A 21,160-nucleotide genomic window follows, 5' to 3' on the forward strand; every position below is an offset into this window, starting at 1 on the left:
TCTTGCGCCGATGGTAGGAGGCTAACGCTGAGCAGGAGTTGCTGCAGTAGACCTGATCCCGGCGTCGTTTCTCCGGCAACGGCGTGCCGCAGTGTGCGCAGTTCATCGAGGAGGAAGCGACCGCCCGGCCCCGGTGCGCGGGGTGACCTGCCGATCTTGGCCAACCGCCGTGCTCTGGTCATCGTCGTAGTGCCGCGGCTCGGCGACAGCCTCGGGTTCGGGGATCAGTAGTTCGTCGACGCCGCAGCCCAGCACGGTGCAGATGACGTCGAGCTCGTCGAGTTTGACCACATTGGGAGCCCCAGACCATAGGCCCGACATCTTGCCGGCGCTGATGACCAGGCCACGTTCGGCGAGCATCCGCTGGAACTCACTGGCCTTCCAGATCCCGCGGTTCGCGGCCGCCAGGCGCAGGTTCCATTTCATCGGGTGAGTCCTTTCCATCGGTCGGCGACGCGGCGCTGTCCGGTGACCCAGGCGTCTTCGACATGGGTGGCATGGACGTGGATGTATCGGGCCGTGGTGCCGGTCCAGGCGTGGCCGAGCAGTTCCTGGATCGCGAACAGGTTCATCCCGGCCAGGTAGAGCTGGGAGGCGCAAAAGTGCCGCAGCACGTGTGGTGTCAGCCGTCCCGACCAGGTCGGCAGATACCGGTCGACGGCGTCGATCAAGGCGCGGCGAAACACGTCCGCCGTGGCGCGGGTGCAGGTGCCCTCGGCGTTCTTCCGCTCAGAGGGAAACAAGGGCGTGCGGTGGCTGGACAGGTCGAGCTCGAAGAGCCCGAGGACGTCTTCGATGAACCAGCGCAGGCTGCGGTCGGCGCCGTTGATCAGAGGCACCAGCCGTGGCTTGGGCCCCTTGCGGCGAGACCCCTTCCCGTGGCGGATGTTCAGCTTGCCGAACCGGCCCAGCTCCCAGCGCACGTCGTCCAGGTCGAGCATCCGGGCCTCGTTGATCCGTAGCCCAACATCGGCGACCAGCCGGGCCACGGCGTAGTTGCGGGCGGCCGGAGCGAACTTGCGGCAGCTCATCAGCTCTTCGCGCCACCCGGCGAACAGCTGCTCGATCTCCTCAACGGTCGGCGGAACGCGCAGCTGCGGATCCACCGACAGCCGTGGCCGGTTGACCTCATCGAGCGGGCATTCGACGACCCGGCCGGTGAGGTTGTGCAGCTCAACCTTGTGCCTGAGCTCCAGAAACCGGAAGAACACCGTCAGAGCAGCCGCTCGCCCGGTGCGGGTGGAGGGCTTGGCGTCTCGCAGCACCTTGCCGAAGTAGACGTCACCGTCTTCGGGCTGCATCTCCCACAGCGGCCGGCCGAACCAATTCCGGATCAGCTCCAGATGATTGGCGTCGTTGCGGATGGTGCTGTCGGTCAGCCCTGCCGACGCGCGAGCCAGCACAAACCCCGACAGCACGTCGGTCTCGAAGGCGACGAGATCTTCTTCGCTGCCGGGGGCTCGGTGCTCGCGTAGGTCTCGGACGACCCCCAGCGCCAACCCACACCTCCCGACTTCACCAGCGCTGCCACCCCGTCACTCCTGTGACAGAAGTCTCACGGAGAGTGAAGTTACTTCGATGTGTGGTGATCGATCCGGCAAACGGGAGAAGACGCAGTTCGCAGGCAGGGAGCGTGCAGGGTGAGGAGGATTCAGCACCCTCAACTCAAGAACTGTTGCTTACCCAGGTTCTGTCCCTGGACATCGCTAGAGTCCGGGACCGCCGGAGGCGGGAGGGGCCGATGCGGCGACCGCATGGTCTCGGACGCCGTCACCGGTCCACGGACCGGCGGCATGGGGCGGGTCCGGTCCATCCAGGGCTTCACGCCCGTTTCAGGCCGACGGCAACACATCTCAGATATTCGTTCACCCCTTGAAATATCAATCGGCCTTTCACCGATCACCGAGAGCATCCCAGCGCACCCATTCCCATCTGCTGCAACGTCGGCAAACGCGCCTTGCATGATATTTCTTACGTCTTTCCACTAAATGGCGCCGTCTCGAGTCGAATGACATCTACCACAGGACGGACCGTTCAAAATCCCCGCCCAGACCGAAGATCCGCACTGGCAGGCGGTCGCGAGACGAGGAGGCATTCCGGCCTTGCTCGAATATTGTGCCGGTTTCGCCGGGTGCGGACGTTCCGGTGGAACGGCCATATTTTCTTTACCGCTGAAATGGCTTCCAGCGGAAAATCTCCCGCATGTCGGATAACGACGGCGAGTGCGCCGATCAGTAGAGTCGAAGGCGATGGCGCATCATCGGAAATGCGTCTGACCAGCGAAATACCTAAATAAAGGACGGCTTCATGATGGACGCCACCCGCTCTCGCGTAGCACCGCGAATCGTCAAGCGTTCCTGGCTGGCAGGAGCTCTCACCGTCACGGTCGCGACGGGGGTCCTGGTCGCGGCACCACACACCGCGAGTGCGGCCGTGGAGACGCCGGTGGCGCTCGGCACGGCTGCGAACTTCGCGGTGCTGGCCGGGAAAGCGGTCACGAACACCGGCGCCACCGTCGTCACCGGGGACCTCGGAGTGAGCCCGGGCGCGCTGGTGACCGGATTCCCGCCCGGTACCAAGAGCGGCAGCACGCACGCGGCCGACGCCGTCTCCGCTCAGGCCCAGACCGACCTGACCACCGCCTACAACGATGCCGCCGCCCGGACTCCTGCCACCGTCGTGCCGACGCAGCTCGGCGGGACCACCGTGACGCCAGGTCTCTACAAGTCCACCGCCGGCACCTTCCAGATCACCGGAGACCTGACACTCGACGCGCAGGGAGACCCGGACGCGGTCTTCATCTTCCAGACGACCTCCACCCTCACCGCCGCAACCGCCAGCACGGTGACTCTCACCGGGGACGCCCAGGAGTGCAATGTCTTCTGGAAGGTCGGTAGCTCGGCCTCGCTGGGAATGAACTCCGATTTCACCGGAAACATCCTCGCGCTGAACTCGATCTCCACAAGCAGCGGTGCGACCGTGAAGGGCCGCGCCCTGGCCCGTAACGGCATCATCACCCTGAACAGGAGCACCATCACGCAGTCCTTCTGCCAGAGCCCGTCGAGCGCCACGCAGACCCCGGGCACGCCGTAGGCTCCGCCGCGCATCCCCGGGCAGGCGGACGGGCGCCGATGACGGATCCGCACGCCTACGAGGCGTTCCGGCAGTGATCGCCGGAAGATCAACGGATATCGTGGGCCGACGTCCATTCGTCTCTGGAGGAGCGGGCCGAGATGTCTTTCGAACGCCATGTTCCCGACCAGGTCGGCGCACCCGGCTCCGGGCCCGAGGGGGAGGACGCCGCCGGATCCGGCCCGCAGGATCGCGGTGCGGCGCTGTCCGGCGGGGTCCTGCTCGCGGTCGCAGTGGCGCTCACCGCGTTGAACCTGCGGCCGGCGATCACCAGCGTCGGTCCGCTGCTCGACGAGGTGCGCGACTCCCTCGGCGCCTCCGCGACCTGGGCCGGACTGCTCACCACGGTCCCCGTCCTGTGTTTCGCCGCAGGCGGGCTGGCCGCCCCGGTGCTGGCCCGCCGCGCCGGGATGCGGGCCGCCGTCGGCATCGCACTCGGCCTGCTGGCCTGCGGGCTCGTCTCGCGCGTGGTGGACGGCCCGTTCACGGTGCTCGGTGGCACCCTGCTCGCCGCCATCGGGATCGCCTTCGCCGGCACGCTGGTCCCGGTGATGATCAGGAATTCCTTCCCGGTCAGGATCGGGATGATGACCGGGATCTACACCGCCGCCCTGCAGGGCGGCGCCACCCTCGGCTTCGCACTCACCCCTCCGCTGGCCGCCGGGCTCGGCGGGTGGCGGCCCGCGCTGGCCGGTTGGGCCGTGCTCGCCGCGCCGGCACTGGTGGTCTGGCTGGTCGCCACCGGGCGCGGCAGGCTGCACGCCGTCACGGTCGAGAACGTCGGCAAGCCGGGCAGGTCCCTGCTGCGCAGCCCGCTGGCCTGGACCATCACGGTGTTCTTCGGTCTGCAGTCGTTGCTGGGCTTCGTGGTGATGGGCTGGCTGCCGCAGGTGCTGATGGACGCCGGGGTCAGCCGCGGCGATTCGGGGCTGCTGCTGAGCCTGCTGTCGGTGATGGCGCTGCCGATCAGCCTGGTGGTCCCGCCGCTCGCGGCCCGTCGGGGCCTCAGCGGATGGATCGTGGGGCTCGGCGTGTGCGGGCTGGCCGGCCTGTTCGGGTTGCTGCTCGCGCCGTCCGCCGTACCGCTGCTGTGGACCGTCCTGCTCGGTCTCGGGATGAGCGTCTTCTCCCTGGCGCTGGTCACCATCGCGCTGCGGGCGCGCACCGCGCAGGACACCGCGCGGCTCTCGGGGATGGCACAGGGGTTCGGTTATCTGATCGCCGGGGCGGGTCCGTTCCTGTTCGGCATGCTGCACGACGTGACCGGCGATTGGACCGTGCCCTTCGTCATGCTGATCGGCGTGCTCACGGTGCAGATCGTCGTCGGAGCGTTCGCCGGGCGCCCGCGTTACGTCTGACGGGCGGATCCGGCGGGCCGCGACTCTCATCGTTCTTTCCGGCAATTCCCAAAAGACCGTCATCAATCAACAAGACGGACAAGGCATCACTTAGTTCAGGGAACATCTCAAAATGTGATCAATAGCCCTGACTGCAGTGTGGTGGTCATCACCTACAACGACGCCGCACGGCTGCCCAGGGCTGTGCGGTCCGCGCTGGGGCAGACACTGCGGAACATCGAAGTGATCATTTCGGACGACGGGAGCACCGACGGCACCGACCGGGTCGCCCGGGAGCTCCAGCGGGAGGACGCCCGGGTCCGCTACCTGCGCGCCGACGTCAACAGCGGGGGTTGCGGAGGGCCGCGCAACCGGGGGGCGGCGGCGGCCCGCGCGCCGTACGTCATGTTCCTGGACAGTGACGACCGGCTGCCCAGGCACGCCTGCAAGAGCATGGTGCTGGAGATCGAGCGGACCGGCGCCGACTTCGTCACCGGCCAGATCTCCCGGCTGTACGAGTGGAACGGCAGGACGAAGGGCTACTACCCCGACCTGTTCGCCCGGCGCAGGACTGTCGAGGGGATCGCGCGGGAGCCCGAACTGTTCCTCGACTCCTTCAGCACCAACAAGCTCTACCCGGCCGAGCTGCTGCGCCGGCTGCCCTTCCGGGAGGATCTGCACTACGAGGACCACGTCTTCACCACCGAGCTGTACTGCGCCGCACGGCGGTTCGCCGTGGTGCCGTGGACCGTCTACCTGTGGCACCGGTCTCAGGAGAGGGACGAGACACGGCTGTCCATCTCGCTGAGCATCAGGGAGATGGACAACGTCCGGCAGCGGATCAAGGCGGCCCGGCTGAGCGACGGCATCCTGCGCGAGAACGGCCTCGCCGACCTGGTACCCCAGCGCCAGCGCCGCTTCCTCCGCCAGGACCTGCGGGTCTACCTGAACCCGCTGCCCTCGCGTGACCCGATGTGGGCCGAGGAGTTCTCCGCCCTGGTCCGCCCCTACCTGGAGGAGATCGACCCGGAGGCCTTCACCTCCGTCGAGCCGCTCGTCCGGGTCTGCTGCGGCCTGATCCTGAACGGCCGCGCGGACGAGCTGGTGGTCGCCTCCCGGTCGCTGAGCGGGCCGAAGGCGGCTCCGCGCTCCGCCGTACAGGAGGACGGGCGGACCTACTGGGGCACCTCCCCCGCCGAGAAGATGGACATCACCGCACTGCGGATGGCCGAACTGCCCTACACCGCGGCCCGGCTCCGCCACGAGGCCGCCTTCACCGGCGAGGGCACCCGGGTCACGCTGACGATCAGGACCTACGACCCCTTCGGGGTGCTCGCCGCCAACCCCGGCTGGAGTGCGTTCCTGCGGTTCAAGGACCACCGGGTGCCGCTGGCACCGTGCGAACAGGACGACGGAAGCCACCTGAGCGAGGCGACCGTCGACCTCGCCACGCTCAGGCACGGCCGTTACGGCCCGCTGGGCTTCGACGGCCGGTACGACCCACGGGTCGAGATCGTCCGCGCCGACGGGCGGGTGACCACCGACGCGCTGCTCGTCGAACCGGCCGCCAAGCCGTTCAGCGCCCGCGTACCCGGCCAGCGGGTCACCGTCATGGCGGAGGGGACGGCCGCGTACCTGCGGGTGCGGTGGCAGCGCCGGAACCTGCTCCGTCCCGTCCCCCGGCTGGGGCGGATCGTCCGCGGGGCGATCAGGCGGGCCGGCCGGCCGGAGGTGAAGCTCCGCGTCTACAAGGGGCTGCTCAGGATCGTGCCGCCCCGCCAGGATCTGGTGCTCTTCGAAGCCGACGCCGGCGCCGGTTACACCGGGAATCCCCGCTACGTCTACGAGGAGCTCAGGCGGCGCCGGGCACCTCTCGACATGGTCTGGTCCGTCGCCCGGAACCGGCGGAACTTCCCCGCGGACGCCAGGCTGGTGCGGCGGATGAGCTGGCGCCACCTGTGGACCATGGCCAGGGCCGGCTACTGGGTGGACAGCCATGGCATGCCGCTGGCCTATCCCAAGCCGGCCCGGACCCGCTACCTGCAGACCTGGCACGGTCAGGGCATCAAGTCGGTCGGTTTCAACTCGCCGGACCTGCGGGCCGACTTCCCCGGGCCGCGGGCGCAGTGGCGGGCGGCGGTCGCGCGATGGGACACGCTGGTCGCGCCCAGCGCCGAGTTCGAACGGGTCTTCCTGCCCTCCCACGGATACGAGGGACCGCTGCTGCGGTACGGCTCGCCCCGGTGCGACGTGCTCGTCCACGGGGACGACGAGGCGGTACGGCGGGCGAAGGACCGGCTGGAGATCCCCCCGGGCCGCAGGGTGCTGCTCTACGCGCCCACCTACCGGGACCGGACCAGGTCATCCGGGCGGTCGATCCGGGCCGACCTGGACATGATGGCCGAGGCGCTCGCCGGCGAGTGGGTGCTGATCCTCCGGCCGCACCCGGTCGAACGCTACGAGGTGCCGCAGCACCTGCGGCACTTCGTCCGCCAGGCCGGCGACTACCCCGAGGTCAACGACCTGATGCTGGCCTCCGACGCGCTGCTGACCGACTACTCCTCGCTGATGTGCGACTACGCGGTCACCGGTCGGCCGATGCTGTTCCTGATCGACGACTGGGACGAGTACCGCGCGGTCGAGCGGGGTGTCTACCACGACCTGCCGGCGATCGCCCCCGGCCCCTGCCTGACCACCACGGAGGAACTCGTCGAGGCGCTGCGCGACCTCGACGAGGTGGCCGCGTCGTTCGCCGCCGCGTACATCGAGTTCCGCAGGACGTGGTGCGCCCGGGAGAAGGGGCACGCTTCGGCGAAGGTGACGGACGCCTTCTTCGGCGGGGTGCGGGACCGGCCCCCCACGCGGGCCGTCTTGCCCGTCACCGCACGGCGGCCGATCCGGCTGCCCGCGCCCGTCGCCGCGCGGCGGCCGGACGGGTCGCCCACGCCGGACGGGCCGCTCGCACCGGACGGGCCGCTCGCACCGGAAGGGCCGCGGTGAGCCGCGCGATGAGCTCCGTGATGTTCGCCTGCATGGACGCCGACACCCTCGGCGGCATCCAGCGGGTCACCCACACACTGGCGCAGGGGCTGGCCGAACGGGGACACGACGTGCACGTGGTCGGGCTGCACCGGGCCGAGAACCCGTTCCGCTACGTGGAGCGGCCCGGCTACCGGCACCACGTGATCCACCGCGCGCCGGTCGGCGGGCTCTCCCGGCTGGGCGCGCGCCGGGAGCACCGCAGGCTCGGCGCGCTGTTCCGGGAGCTGGGGGCGGGGTACGCGGTGCTCGCCTCGCCGGGTGTGGTGACCCGGCTGAGGACCCTGCTGCCGGAACACCTGCTGCCGATCGGCCAGTACCACGGCTCCTACGAGCACGCGCGGGGGTCTTGGCACTTCAGCTCGGTCAGCAGGCACTACGGCGAACTGGAGAAGGCGGTGTTCCTCAGCGAGGACGACGCGTGGCTGTTCTCCGAGCGCGCGCTACTGCCCAACACCTGGGCCATCCCCAACCCGCTGCCCACCTGGCCGTCGCGGACCGCCGGCCTGACCGGTCACCGGGTTCTCGGAGTCGGCCGGTTGGCGGGCGTCAAGCGGTTCGACCGGTTGATCTCCGCCTTCGCGGAGGCCTGCCGTACGGTGGACGAGGACTGGGAGCTGCACCTGATCGGCGAGGGCGCGGAGCTGGAGCGGCTGCGTCTGCACGCGCGGGCGTGCGGGGTGGCGGACCGGGTGGTGTTCCGCGGTACGGTCCCCGCGACCGCAATGAGCCGCGAATACCTGGACGGATCGGTGCTCGCGCTGTCCAGCGAGCACGAGGGGCTGCCACTGGTGCTCGGCGAGGCCGCCTCCCACGGGGTGCCCTCGGTGGCGTTCGACGTGTCGGGCGGGGTGCGGTCGCTGGTCCTGGACGGGGAGACCGGCCTGCTGGTGCCCCCGGCCGATGTGCCGGCCTTCGCGGCGGCGCTGGCCGGGCTGATGTGCTCGGCGGCCGAGCGGCGGCGGCTGGGCGCCGCCGCTCGGGCACACGTCGAGGCGTTCCGGCTGGAGCGGGTCCTGGACCGGTGGGAGGCCCTGTTCGACGAGGTCGTCCGCTGACCCCGGACCGGTGGGAGGACCGGCCGTCCGGACCGCGGTCAGCTCACCTGTCGGCCGTGACGGGTTCGCTGCGGGGCTGGGGCACCCCGGCCAGGACGAGCTGGCCGGAGGTGAGCCGGGCGCCCAGCGGGTTCTGCTCGCGGAGCCGCATCAGCCGGTCGAAGGCCACCCGCTTGACCCGGGCCAGCTTCCGTTTGGCCGCGGTCCGCTCGTAGGCGACCATCCGCGAGGTCTCCGTCTTCGGCGCTCCGCTGAGCTCGTAGCCGTAGGTCTCCAGCCGGTCGCCGAGGATGCTCTCGCACAGCGAGATCTCCCAGGGGTCGAGCCGCTTCTTCCACGAGCCCGACCGGGCGGTGGTCACGTCCTCGTGGGTGAGCGAGTGCCAGGTCTTGCGCGCCGGACAGGCGATGTCGGCCACCGTCTTCGGCTCGCACATGGCCGGGTCGAAGTCCTCGCCGAGGAACTCGCACAGCCTGCGCAGATGGGCCTCGGGATCCGTCGTCAGGTCCTCGTAGCGCAGTTCGTGGTAGCTGCCCTCGGGGAGCTTGGGCGCGCCGTGCCGGGCGAAGTCGATCGCCTCGGCCCAGGCGGCGACCGCGCTGTAGGCGTTCCCATTGTACCAGGGCATCTCCTTCAGCGACGCCACGCAGTCGCGGCCGTCCCTGATCAGGTGGACGAACTGGGCGTCGGGGAAGAGCCGGAGCAGCACGTCGATGTTCTGGAAGTAGGACGGCCGTTTGTCGCCCCAGCGCGGCTTGCCGTGCTGGACCGCGTAGGAGCGGAGCACGATGCCCAGCGCGGAGCCGAGCGTCGGCGGTCCGGCGACGATCTGCCGGGTGACCTCCTCGCCGTCCAGCCCCAGGTCGTTGAAGCGCGACTGGCGGCGGCTCACCACCCACTCGGCCAGTTCCCGCCGGCGTGCCGGGTCGTTCAGATCGCCGAAGTGCAGCCGCCGCTGGTAGGCGGCGACCATGAACCGGGTCTCCGGGGGAATCGCGATGCGGGCGTGGGCGTGCGTCATGAGCTGCAGCATCGTCGTCCCCGAGCGGGGACAGCCCACGATGAAGATCGGTCGATCCGATTGCATTGTCAGACCTTCGCCAGCTCGCCCAGTTGCCGGGTGGTGAGCTGCGCGGCCACCGGGCTCGGCTCGCGGAAGCGGTTCAGCCGGTCACGGAACTCCTTCCGCCTGCGGGCCCAGCGCCGTTTGGACGCCGCCTTCTCGCACGCCTCGACGTGCTCCTTGGCCGCCTTGGGGGCGCCGGTCAGCTCGTAGCCGTTGGCGGTCAGCCGGTCGGCCAGCACCGTCTCACAGACCGCGACCTCCCACGGCTCCAGCCGGGTCTTCCACGAGCCGGTCCGGGCGGTGGTCACGTCGCTGTGCGTGTTGCTGTGCCAGACCTTGTGCTCCGGGATCGCCAGCCTGCCCACGTGGTACGGCTCGCTCATCGCCGGGTCGTAGTCCTCGCCGAGGAAGTCGCACAGCTTGCCGAGCTCGGTCTCCGGATAGGCCGTCAGGTCCTCGTAACGCAACTCGTAGTAGCTGTCGGCCGGGAGGTTCTTGGCGTGCCTGCGGCCGTAGTCGATCGCCTCGGCCCAGTTGGTCACCGCGTGGAAGACGTCCTTGGTGTACCAGGGCATCTCCTTCAGCGACGCCACGCAGTCGCGGCCGTCCCTGATCAGGTGGACGAACTGGGCGTCGGGGAAGAGCCGCATCAGGAGGTCCACATGGTGGAAGTAGCTCGGCCGCTTGTCACCCCAGCGGGACTTGCTGTGCTGCTCGGCGTAGGAACGGAAGGTGATCCCCATCGCCGAGCCCAACGTCGGCGGTCCGGCCGCGATGTTCTCGATCAGCTCTTCCCCGTTGAGCCTGAGCTCCTTGAACTTGGTGTCCTTGTCGCTCACGATCCACCGGCCCAGCCTGCGCCGGTTCCCCTGCTCGCGCAGGTCCCCGAAGACGAACCTGCGGTAGTAGCCGGGCACCAGGAACCGCGTCTCCGGAGGAACCGCGATACGCGGATGCGAGTGCAACATGAGCTGCAACATGGTGGTGCCGGAGCGTGGGCAGCCGATCACAAAGATCGGTCGGTCGGACTGCATGACAACGAACCCCCCGTAAAAGATGATCAAGCAGGTACGCGTTGCGCGTTCTCCGGGCGCGGCACCGCAGGCGCGGCCCGGGTGAACAGCCACATTCGGTAGATCAGAAAGATTTCGTTCAGCAGGAGCAGCGTGCCCGCCACGATGGAGACGGGCAGCAGCGCCGCCACCCCGGCCAGCGGAGCGACCACGAACACCGCGGCGTGGAACTCGATGCCACTGATCAGATGGGTCCGCACCCGGTGGCGGATGAGGAACCGGCCGAGCCTGCGGCGCACGGTGAGCGCCTTGGGCGCCCGAGGCGGCCGGGGCATCCCGGGCGGCCGGGGCTGCCGGGGCACCACCGGCCCGGCGTTCATCCGGGCCTCCAGCCTGTTCTCCCTGACCACCTCTCGCACGCGCTTCATCTGCGGCGCGTTCACGTAGCGGAACAGGTCAAGGACGGCGACCCCGGCTCCGAGCATGATGTAGGCGTCGTCCCCCGTCGCCGCGTACTGGCCGATCGCCAGCCCGATCGCGCAGCAGACCACCCTGATGCGGTCGCCCACGTAGTCGAGCCAGAGGCCGAACGCGGTCCCCGTCTGCTTGAGCCGGGCGATCTTCCCGTCCATGCAGTCGACCATGAAGCTCACGTAGAACAGCGCGGCCCCCGCCACGAGCTGTCCGAACGCGAAGCAGACGGCCGACCCCATCCCGAGGACCAGGGACAGACGGCTCAGCCCGTTGGGGGTGATGTTCGTGTGGTTGGCGACGAGCAGGGTGAGCCTGCACGCCACCGGATCGACCATGTAGACCGTCCACCAGGAGTCTTTTCGTTTGCGGGTCGCGTGAACGTCGTTCAACGAATAGGCCCTCATGCGTTCCAGCATGACCACCCTGCGTGATCGATGGATGACACTCGGACGCCAAGAGAGGATCTCCATACCGGGTTTTGACCAGCAGCGTCATCCGGGGTGGCGGGCACACCTGACATTTCCCGGCATGGAAGGCCGTTCCCGCCGGTTCAGTCCCGGAACACGTGGTCGACGACGCGGGCGGCGGCGGCTCCGTCGTCGAGATGGCAGAACTGGGCCCGGAAACGGCCGTAGGCCGGGGCGTGTGCCGAGGTGGTCCGGTCGATGCCGGCCAGCGCGTCGATCACCTCGTCGGCGGTCTCCAGCAGGGGCCCCGGAGCGTGTTCGGCCGGATCGAGGTAGAAGCCGCGCAGCCGTTCGCGGTAGTGCTCCAGGTCGAAGGCAAAGAAGATCATTGGACGGCCGGTGCCCGCGAAGTCGAACATCAGCGACGAATAGTCAGTGATGAGGACGTCGGCCACGAGCAGCAGGTCCGTGACGTCCGGATAACCGGTGACGTCGATGAAGCGGGGATGCAGGCTGATGGGCCGAAGCGACCCTGTCGTGTGCGGGTGGTCCCGGAACAGGAAGACGTGGTCTTCACCGAGCGCCCGGAGCGCCAGGTCCACGTTCAGCCGAACCCCGGGATGGTGCCTGCCGCCCGAGAGCACCTGGTCGTCCCGCCAGGTGGGCGCGTGCAGCACCACCCGGCTGCCCGGCGGGATGCCCAGTGCCCGTCGTACCCGTGCGACCTCGGCGCCGCCGCCGGGCCGGTGCAGCAGGTCGTTGCCGGGACGGCCGGATTCGAGAACGGCCCCGCCGTACCGGAGCGCGCCGGGCAGCACCGAGGTGGCGAAGGGACCGGACGAGATCAGCAGGTCCCACCTGGCCACCTCCGGGACGAGTCGGCGCAGCCGGTCCGCCCGGCTGCTGAACCGGCCCTCGGCGACGTCGTGGCCGACGCGCTTGAGCGGGGTGCCGTGCCAGGTGCGGACGTAGGTCTGACCGGCACGCTTGGTGAACCAGTCCGGTGCTCTCCCGTTGGAGACGATGTGGCCGGCCCGGGCCAGGGCCTCGTAGTGGTCCCGGCTGTCACGCAGCACGACGCGCGCCTCCCCGGGAGGGTTCACCCTGCCGTCCGCGGTGATCCACACGCACTCGCGGCCATCGCCTCTGCGCCGTAGTTCTTCGTAGATCGCGCGTGGGCTGCCGGAGTAGCGGCGTCCCGCCCAGGACTCGAACACCACCAGGTCCTTCACCGGCTTCTTCCTGAAGGCCGGGTAGTCCCGCTCCGCCAGCCGGCGTTGGGCGTGGTTGCCCGCGTCGGCTCCGAGCTCCGGCCGGACGTCGACGGCGACGCCGTTCGTCCGGTACGCCCGCACCTGGAACGTGTGCGTCCCGGCGGTCAGCACGGCGGGCAGATCGGCCGGCAGGCTCCTGACCATCCTGACCGGGTACAGGTCCCCGCCGGAGGTGATCAGGATCTCCCATCGGCCCGTGGTGAGCGGCACGTGCTCGCCGTACAGCTCGAAACGGGCCGGTGGGAACGCGCAGGAGAACCGCTCCCCCTCCCACTCCAGCGGCACCTGGTGCGTCCCGCCGCCGTCCGCCTCCCGCAGGACGAGCCTCCGGAGCGGGTCCGTCTTCCTGGCGTACCGTCCCGTCACCCGGAGGACGTCGCCATCGACCCAGCCGATCTCGGTCACCACCGGCCGGGTCGGGCGGACCACCGCGCTGAGGGAGCCGAGCCCCGTCGCGACGACACCGACCTCGCGGTCCCCCGCGGTCACATACTCCTCGACCGCCACGGGTCCGGCCGTCAGCCTGCGGGACCTGTCAGGTTCGGTGACGAGGAACAGATCCCACCGGGGGTCGGGGTCGATCTGCGGGCCGACCGTGTCCTCTCCCAGCAGATCGGCCGGGAGCAGTTCCGTGACGGGCAGGCGGGCGCTGAACCCGATCCGCCCCCCGCCGAGCGGCTCGCAGCGGGCGGGGACACCGACCTCCCGGCCGCCCCGGCGCAGCCGGGCCAGCAGCCTCCCGCCCGACTCGGCCTGGTCGTCGGACGCCACCCAGCCCGACACCTCGAACGCCCCCGCCGCGGTGGCGCGGACCTCCGTCTCGCCCTGGATCCGCTGGACCCGCAGCAGCACCTCTTCGTCGGCGTTCACGTCCACGTACAGGGCACCTCGGGGGGGCACCGCGAGGCCGGGGAACCGGCGGACCTCGCTGCTCGGGGTGGCGGTCAGCGGGCCGGATCGCCGTACGGCCCGCGCGGCGACCTGGAACTCCAGCTGCCATCTGGTCTTCCGGGCGGGCTGGGTCAGCACGGCGAGTTCGAGGTCGACCTCGAACCCCGACCAGTCGTAGCAGGTCGCCCCGTGACGGGAGGCGGCGGTCACGTCCGTGCGGAGCGTCCGCCGGACCGGTAGTTCGACGACCCGGTCGGTCCGGGTGTTGCGCAGCGTCGCCGTGATATCCGACGACTCCCTCCGCGGCAGGTCGATGCCCCTGAGGTAGGCGCGGCCGGACACCCGGAGCAGGTCGCCGCCGTCCAGTGGTTCGATCCGGTCGACCCGGCAGACCAGGGGGAGGTCACCGTCACCCGCGCGGAACACCTCCTTGGGCAGCCCGCTTCCGCGCATCATCGGATGGTCGGCGTACCAGCCGAACATCCGGCGCTTCATACCGTGGAAAACACCCGCCCGCCGATCGGCCAGCACCTCGGTGAACGCGTCCGTCCTGCGGCGTCTCAGCAGCTCGAACAGCAGGCGCTGCTCCCAGGGGAGCCCGGACAGGATGCCGGGATCCATCCGCTCGACGAGCGCCCCCGCGTTCTCCACCAGCCGCTGCCGATAGTCCTCGCCGGCGTCCAGGACCGCGTTGACGTAGAGAGTGAGATCGCTGCGGAGGACGAACTCGTCGAACCGGCGCCGGAGCTCGGGAGCGGCGTGGTCGGCCAGGAACGCCTGGACCCGGGTGATAGACGCGATCCGGTCCTCCAGGTTGCCGGGGACGGTACGGCTCTGCGTGATCGACGGGTCGCCGGCCTCCCGCTGCCGCCAGCAGTAGACCACGTCACCGAGCACGTCGACCGAGCGCGCCAGCACATGGGCCGGAATGGTGACGGGCGCGTCCTCGTAGAGCCCTGCGGGGAAGGCGAGACCGTGCTCCCGGTAGAAATCACGACGGAAGACCTTGTTCCAGGCCGTGCGGTCCAGGAGCAGTTCGGGACGCGCACTGACGTGCGTCCGCCGTACGGTCTCCCGGAAGGGCCGGGAGTGCAGGCCGGAACGCCAGGTCTCCACGGAGTTGAGAAAGAGGACGTTGCCGCACGCGAGGTCGGAGCCCGACTCGCGCAGCGAGGAGACCAGCAGTTCGTAGGCGTCGACGGGCAGCACGTCGTCGCTGTCCATGAAGCACAGGTACTCACCGGTCGCGTGGAACGCCCCGGTGTTCCTGGCCGGCCCCAGCCCGGCGTTCTCCTGCTGGACGACCCGGAAGCGGCCGTCCTTCCCGGCGAACTCCTTGGCAATGCGGGCGCTGCCGTCGAGCGACCCGTCGTCCACACAGATGACCTCGGTGTCGCGGAGCGTCTGCCTGGCGATCGAGGACAGGCACTCCGCAAAATACGGTTCCACATTAAAGAAAGGGACAACGACACTCAGAAGCGGCGACAAAGCGTCAGCCTCCAACATCCTCAGAATCCAGACCGACCGGGGTGATCCAGATGGGATCCGGAGCGGGTCCGGGCGCGCTCCCCCTCCATGAGAATGAGGAGAATGCCTGATAGACGCCGGGAGCATGCACTTAAATGGCGCGGCTCTGGCCGTTCCTTGACCGCCCCGTACGGCCCGGCACCCCGAGGTGACCGCCGGGACGCCGAAGGCCGCGGGTCCGGTCGCGTCCCGGACCGGCGAGCCGCCGACTCCGCCATCACACGGGCCGGTCAGGTTTGCCGCGTCCCGGACCGGCGAGCCTCCGGCTCCGCCGCCACACAGACCGGCGGGCCTTGCGGCCGCGTCACCGGCCGGTCAGGGTCATCGGCCGGTCAGATCAGTTCCCAGGTGAGCGGGGTCCCCCGAACCGCGTCGCGGCGGAACGTCCGGCCGGCCACCGTCGTGATCATGTCTGGGGGCAGCCCTCCCGCGGGACGGATCGATCGGACGTTGCTCTCCGACACCACGTCGCCGGCGCGGACGTCGGCCACCACGTACAGGGACCGGCGGAAGCGCAACCCCTCGCTCTCCGCGGACACCGGGCGGACCACGGTGCTGCCGAGCGCCTGCCAGGCGCGGTCGCTCTCGACGACGAGCGCCGACAGCTCGTCCGGTTCCAGCGAGAACGCCGCGTCGACGCCGCCGCCGGACCGGTCGAGGGTCACGTGCTTCTCGATGACACACGCGCCGAGCGCGACCGCGGCCACCGCGGCGCCGATGCCCGGCGTGTGGTCCGACAGCCCGACCGGCACCCCGAACGCCTCAGCCAGCGCGGGCAGTCTGCGCAGGTTGCTGTCGGACACCGCCGCCGGATAGGCCGCCGTGCATCCCAGCAGGACCAGGTGCTCGCATCCGGCGCCCCTGGCCGCCTGGACCGCCGCGTCCATCTCGCCCAGGCCCGCCATCCCGGTCGAGATGATCAGCGGCTTCCCGGTCCGCGCCACCCGGCGGATCAGCGGCAGATCCACGATCTCCGACGAGGCGATCTTGTAGGCGGGTGCTCCCAGGCTCTCCAGGAGGTCCACGGCCGTCGGGTCGAACGGGCTGGAGAAGACGGTCAGCCCCATCGACCGCGCCCGCTCGAAGATCGGCGCGTGCCATTCCCAGGGCGTGTGCGCGCGCTCGTAGAGATCGTAGAGCCGCTCGCCACCCCACAGGTCGTGACCCTGGGACACCCGGAACGCGGGGCCGTCGGCATCGACGGTGATGGTGTCCGCCCGGTAGGTCTGAAGTTTGAGCGCGTGCGCCCCCGATGCCGCCACCGCATCGACGATCTTCATCGCCGTGGCGAGCTCGCCGTCGTGGTTCCCGGACATCTCCGCGATGACGTACGGTGCGACCTCGACGCCGACGGGCCGTCCATTAATGATCATTTTCGCTCCGCTGTACTCTCAGCGCCATGTTCCCGCGCGATGTGCGCGCCACCTGGATCTCCCACCCGTCCGTCTCCCACCCGGGGAGGTCCTGGAGGGCCACCGGCATCCGCAGCGGCTTACCGTCGGCCATACCGGACAAGAACATGTTCCAGGTGGCCGTCTCCTGCTCGACCCGCAGGTCCTCGGTGGGTAGGCCCACCACGAACTCCCTGCGGCCGTCTCCCGCCGGGGCGGTCTCGACGGGATAGGTCCGCACCAGGCCGTCCAGGACGCTCATCACCAGGGTGACACCTTCGGCGTTCTCCTGTTCGGCGTGCCATCCGCGGATCCGCAGCCGGTCTCCGGCCGGATCGCACCCGGTCACCGCCGCCTTCGGGCGTCTCACGGTGAGGACGGCGAACCCCTTGTCGTCGGCGAGCGGCTGGACCCATGTACCGGTGCCGGTGTCGCGGGGGGCGGGCACCGGGGCGTGGTTGCGCAGCCGTGCCTCCCGGACGATCCCGTCCACGGTGAACCGGACCCACAGCTCCCACCGGCAGATCTGCCCGGCGAGCGGCCCGGGGTCACAGTCGAAGGCGAATCCGAGCTCGTCCCGCTCCACCGGCAGTTGCAGCACCGTACCGGTCGCGCGGTCGTACAGCCAGAGGTCGATCGAGCACGACGCCGCCGCCCCCACCATGACACCGGGCAGCTTCACCCTGCCCTCTCCGCGAAGGCGGCCGTCGCGCCACTCCCAGCTCTCCAGCCGCCCGGTCATCGTGAGCTCTCGTGAGACGTCGAAGACCCAGCGGGGGATCCCGTACCCGCGCCGGAAAGGGTAGTCGGCATACCATTTGCGGCGTAACAGCAGGCCCCGCCGTACCTGGGCCTCCTCCATGCTGTCCCGCTCGAACCGGACCGCCTCGGCCAGCTCCGTGACCATGCGCCGGTGCATCAGCTGGATCTGCAGCCGGCGGATCGCCGGCAGCTCCAGATGTGCCTTCCGCCCGACGGTGTCGAGGTAGGAGCAGACGACCTCCAGCAGCACGTCGGGCTCGACGCCCGCCGCGAGTGCCTCGACCGCCACCCGGAGATCGTTGAAGAGGGTGTCGCGCTCGTAGACGCGGCGCAGCCCGGGGGTGTGCTCCTCAAGGAACCGCGCGGTCTCCGAGACGGAGATCATGAGATCGGTGACGTTCTCCGCGCGGAAGCGGCGCTCGGTGATGGACCCCTCGCGCAGCCGCCAGATGTAGACGACCTCGGAGAGCACGTCCACGGCCCGGGCGCGTACGTGGGCGGGGATGGTCACCGGCATGTCCTCGTACAGCCTGGCCGGGAACTCCATGCCCAGGGTGTCCCAGAACGAGCGCCGGAAGACCTTGTTCCACACCGAGCGGTCGAAGAGCAGATGCACGTTCCGGGTGATGTGCGTGCCGGTCTGGTTCCTTCTGAAGGCGTTGCGGTGCGCCCAGGACTGGATCAGCCCCTCGGAGGTGAGCCGCTGCACATTGCCCGAGGCGATGTCGGATCCGCTGCGCTCCAGGGAGCCCACCAGAAGCTCGTAGGCGCGCGGCGGGACGATGTCGTCGCTGTCGGCGAAGGCCAGGTAGCGCCCCGACGCGTGTCTCACCCCGGTGTTCCGGGCGGGACCGAGGCCCTGGTTCTCCTGGACCACCAGCCGGAACCGCCGGTCCCGCGCCGCATAGTCCTTGGCTATGACGGCGCTCCCGTCCAGCGATCCGTCATCCACGCAGATGACCTCGAGATCGTCGAATGTCTGGTCCCGGATCGACGCCAGGCACTCTTCAAAGTACGGTTCCACGTTGTGGTACGGAACGACCACACTGAGTTGTGGCATAGAGCTCGCCCCCAGAGATGTTGAACTGACATGCGGCGCTCCGGGCTGACCCGCGTTCAGTCCGCGCCCCGGTCCGGACCGGTGCCGAACATCCGCCGTACCGGCCGCAGCGCCGCCGCCGACGCGGTGATCACGCGCCCCACCCGGAAACCCGCAGAGGACCGGATCCGCTCGTCGCGCCGCTCCGCCTGCTTCACGGCCCGGACCGCCTTCAGCAGCTTGGCCTCGGCGGTGTCCAGGTCGCGCTCAAGCATGGTGATCTTCTGCTGGGCCTCCTCCAGCTTCGCGCGCAGCCGCCCCCTCGCGGCGTACAGCTCCCGATAGCTCTCCCGCCACCTTCCCGGTGCGGCCCGGCCCGGCCCGTGCTGGCCCGGCTCTTCGTGCCCCGGCTCTTCCTGGGACGGCTCGTCCTGGACCGGTCTGTCCTCACCGGTCGCCCCGTCCTGGGCGACGTCCTCCCGGGAACCCGCCAGGTCGGCGTCGATCTCCGCGTCCAGCTCCGCGCCCCGGCGGACGATCTCCAGATCGGCGGTCCTGCCCATCATCGACAGCAGCGTCAACGTCAGCCGGTCGGTACCGAGCTGCCAGGACCACGGGTGCCACTGCCCCGAGTCCAGCAGTCGCACGGCGAAGTGGCGCATGACCCTGGCCAGGACCACGTCGGTGTCAAGCTCTCCGGGGAGCTGCCAGCTGGCGTCCAGCAGGGCGAACCGGGCGCCGTCGAAGATCACGTTGTCGGCCACCGCGAAGGCCGTCCACCCCGGCACCTTCCCGTCCTCGCCCTGGCTCTCCACCCACCACAGGAAGAGGGCGAGGACCTCGCGGATCGCGACGACGTCGTTGCGGGTGCAGGCGGCCATGAGGATCTCGGCCAGGAACCGCCCTTCGGGGATCGGCCCGTCGAGCAGTCCGGGCGTCCGGATCACCCGCCCCGACACCCGGAGTGTCCTGTCCCCCCGCGCCCTGCGGACCCATCCGCCCCGCGCCGCCGGAGCCAGCTCACAGGGCAGCCGCCAGTAGGGAGCGGCGTCGGCGTCCATGGTCAACGCCACCGGCGTGGTCACGGGGCGCCCTCCGGCGGCATGCGCCACGACCACCCAGCGTGTCGCGATCCGGGCGCCGAGCCCGCCCGCTATCGCCATGCGGCACAGGTGCCGCGAGTCGTAACCCGCCGGGGGCGTGCCGAAGACCCCGGCGCAGGCGGCCACGGCGAGGGCCGTCGGTGCCGACGCGGTCTCCAGGGCCGAGACGTCCAGCAGGAGGTGCGGCCCGGACGGATGACCGTACGCCGCATAGCTTCTGCCCAGGGTGAGGCCGGAGTCGTCCAGGAGGCCGGTGAGCTGCTCCAGGTTCACCGGCCGGGACTGGTCCAGCTCCGCGGCGGCCCAGTCGTCGTCCGCGCGCTCGTGAACCTCCGAAGGATCTCCGGCGAACCGGTGGACGCCCAGCGGGTTCTCCACGCCCAGCACGAGCGTCCCCCCCGGGGCGAGCATCCCGGCGAGCCGCCTCAGCGCCTCCGCCCAGGAACTGCCCGCGTGGTCGAACGACATGAGACGCTCCACCCCGTCGAGAGCGATCACCACGTCGAATCCCTCGGGGAACGCCGCCTTCTCCAGGCTCCCGCAGTAGACCGTCGCCTCGTACTGCTCCGCGAGGCGGCAGGCGTCAGAGTAGGAGCGCAGCAGCACGCTCAGCTCACACGCGCCGGCGACCGGCTCGTCGAGAAGAGCGGCCGGGTGCGGCCCCGCGACCAGGACCCGGGCACCGCCGGGCAGGAGAGGACGCAACAGCTCGCCGAGCACTCCGGCGCCGGGAGATCCGTCCCGTTCGGTGTCGGACCACTCAAGCATCTCTCCCCCTATCAGACGGACCCGGGCCACGGTGTCGTCACAGATCATCGGTCTCCCCCGGCCATCCGAAAACGGTTCTGATCTCCTCGGGCGACGCCTGGTAGGTGACCCCCAGCTCGTCGGCGGCGATCTCCCGGGCGGTGGCGAGGTGGACCTCGGCGCCGTGCAGCTCCGGCCACAGCCGCCGGATGCGGGCGACCCCGCCGTGCAGCGGGTCCTCGTCCGCCAGCACCATGGGATTGCCGTACACGGCCGGTTCACATCCGGCCGCGATGCCGTGGAACACGGCGGTGCTCAGCCGGTTGGACGCCACCCGCCGGTGGCGGCGGAGCTCGGTGAGCTGCCGGTGCGGGAAGAGCGGATCGGTCCCCTTCTTCATCCAGCCCCGGGCACCGTGGCTGATCACCCTGAACCCCGCGTCCTCGTAGAGGCTCCGGATCTCGGGCATGCCGAACTCCAGCCAGTAGAGGCAGACGGTCACCGGCCCCTGCTCGACCTCACGGATCTCGTCGATCAGCCGTTCGTGACTGCCGTCCACCTGCTGGCGTTCCCATCCGTGGAAGGGGTACCAGATCGTGCCCTCCCGCTCCGGGCCCGGCTCCTCGGGCTCCATCTGCATCAGATAGAGCCACGGGGCCCCGATCGGGTAGTAGTCGCGGCGCCCTCGCGCCCAGCCACGGCGGCGCATCGCGTCCGTCCAGACGAACTTCGGCGTCGCCGGAACGTATCTCTCCCGGGGGCCGAACCCGTCCAGGGCGTTCCATCCGTGCTGGAGATAGCCGTTGATGCGCGGTGGCCTGCGCCGGTCCAGCCCGCAGAACCGGGCGAAGACATGGGCATGCCCGTAGAAGTGGTTCGTGTGGTGCATCGTGCCTCCGC

The 21,160-nt window shown here is 70.0% G+C and carries 14 protein-coding genes; 4 read left to right on the top strand and 10 right to left on the bottom strand.

Features of this window, described 5'->3' with window-relative positions:
* Positions 1–102: 102 nt before the first annotated feature.
* A complete protein-coding gene (locus OHA77_RS15105) occupies positions 103–426 on the bottom strand; it encodes a helix-turn-helix domain-containing protein (RefSeq protein ID WP_406314957.1) in 324 nt (107 codons plus the stop codon).
* Positions 423–1,499, bottom strand: coding sequence for a tyrosine-type recombinase/integrase (locus OHA77_RS15110; protein ID WP_406314955.1), 1,077 nt, complete (start codon positions 1,497–1,499; stop codon positions 423–425). The genes OHA77_RS15105 and OHA77_RS15110 overlap by 4 nt, the downstream gene beginning before the upstream one ends.
* Before the next feature lie 808 nt (positions 1,500–2,307).
* Here OHA77_RS15110 and OHA77_RS15115 point away from each other — a divergent pair.
* From OHA77_RS15115 to OHA77_RS15130, 4 genes are all read left to right on the top strand, one after another.
* Positions 2,308–3,093: an ice-binding family protein gene (locus OHA77_RS15115; RefSeq protein ID WP_406318740.1), complete on the top strand. Its 786-nt coding sequence runs from the start codon at positions 2,308–2,310 to the stop codon at positions 3,091–3,093.
* Between the two features lie 140 nt (positions 3,094–3,233).
* Positions 3,234–4,490, top strand: coding sequence for a CynX/NimT family MFS transporter (locus OHA77_RS15120; protein ID WP_406318741.1), 1,257 nt, complete (start codon positions 3,234–3,236; stop codon positions 4,488–4,490).
* A gap of 114 nt (positions 4,491–4,604) precedes the next feature.
* Complete coding sequence (locus tag OHA77_RS15125; protein ID WP_406318742.1) at positions 4,605–7,469, top strand: CDP-glycerol glycerophosphotransferase family protein; 2,865 nt, start codon at positions 4,605–4,607, stop codon at positions 7,467–7,469.
* 8 nt (positions 7,470–7,477) lie between these two features.
* The gene (locus tag OHA77_RS15130) at positions 7,478–8,566 is read left to right on the top strand and encodes a glycosyltransferase (RefSeq protein WP_406318744.1); all 1,089 of its coding nucleotides are present in this window, start codon (positions 7,478–7,480) and stop codon (positions 8,564–8,566) included.
* Between the two features lie 43 nt (positions 8,567–8,609).
* Here the strand turns inward: OHA77_RS15130 and OHA77_RS15135 are convergent, their stop codons facing one another.
* From OHA77_RS15135 to OHA77_RS15170, 8 genes are all read right to left on the bottom strand, one after another.
* Positions 8,610–9,653 (bottom strand): sulfotransferase, encoded by a 1,044-nt coding sequence (locus OHA77_RS15135; RefSeq protein ID WP_326819984.1) that lies wholly within the window; start codon positions 9,651–9,653, stop codon positions 8,610–8,612.
* 2 nt (positions 9,654–9,655) lie between these two features.
* A complete protein-coding gene (locus tag OHA77_RS15140) occupies positions 9,656–10,666 on the bottom strand; it encodes a sulfotransferase (protein WP_326819983.1) in 1,011 nt (336 codons plus the stop codon).
* 26 nt (positions 10,667–10,692) lie between these two features.
* Complete coding sequence (locus OHA77_RS15145; protein WP_406318745.1) at positions 10,693–11,523, bottom strand: CDP-alcohol phosphatidyltransferase family protein; 831 nt, start codon at positions 11,521–11,523, stop codon at positions 10,693–10,695.
* 146 nt (positions 11,524–11,669) lie between these two features.
* The gene (locus tag OHA77_RS15150) at positions 11,670–15,140 is read right to left on the bottom strand and encodes a CDP-glycerol glycerophosphotransferase family protein (RefSeq protein ID WP_406318746.1); all 3,471 of its coding nucleotides are present in this window, start codon (positions 15,138–15,140) and stop codon (positions 11,670–11,672) included.
* Between the two features lie 410 nt (positions 15,141–15,550).
* Positions 15,551–16,591 carry a pseudaminic acid synthase gene (gene pseI / locus OHA77_RS15155; protein WP_406318747.1) on the bottom strand — a complete coding sequence of 347 codons (1,041 nt, stop codon included), beginning with the start codon at positions 16,589–16,591 and terminating at the stop codon, positions 15,551–15,553.
* Positions 16,581–18,431 (bottom strand): glycosyltransferase family 2 protein, encoded by a 1,851-nt coding sequence (locus OHA77_RS15160; RefSeq protein WP_406318748.1) that lies wholly within the window; start codon positions 18,429–18,431, stop codon positions 16,581–16,583. Before OHA77_RS15160 ends, pseI begins: the two co-directional genes overlap by 11 nt.
* A 56-nt stretch (positions 18,432–18,487) precedes the next feature.
* Complete coding sequence (locus OHA77_RS15165) at positions 18,488–20,329, bottom strand: class I SAM-dependent methyltransferase (protein WP_406318749.1); 1,842 nt, start codon at positions 20,327–20,329, stop codon at positions 18,488–18,490.
* Complete coding sequence (locus OHA77_RS15170) at positions 20,319–21,149, bottom strand: hypothetical protein (protein WP_326819977.1); 831 nt, start codon at positions 21,147–21,149, stop codon at positions 20,319–20,321. The genes OHA77_RS15165 and OHA77_RS15170 overlap by 11 nt, the downstream gene beginning before the upstream one ends.
* Between the last annotated feature and the right edge of the window lie 11 nt (positions 21,150–21,160).

This window comes from Streptosporangium sp. NBC_01639, from assembly GCF_045209755.1.
Classification (GTDB): Bacteria; Actinomycetota; Actinomycetes; order Streptosporangiales; family Streptosporangiaceae; genus Streptosporangium.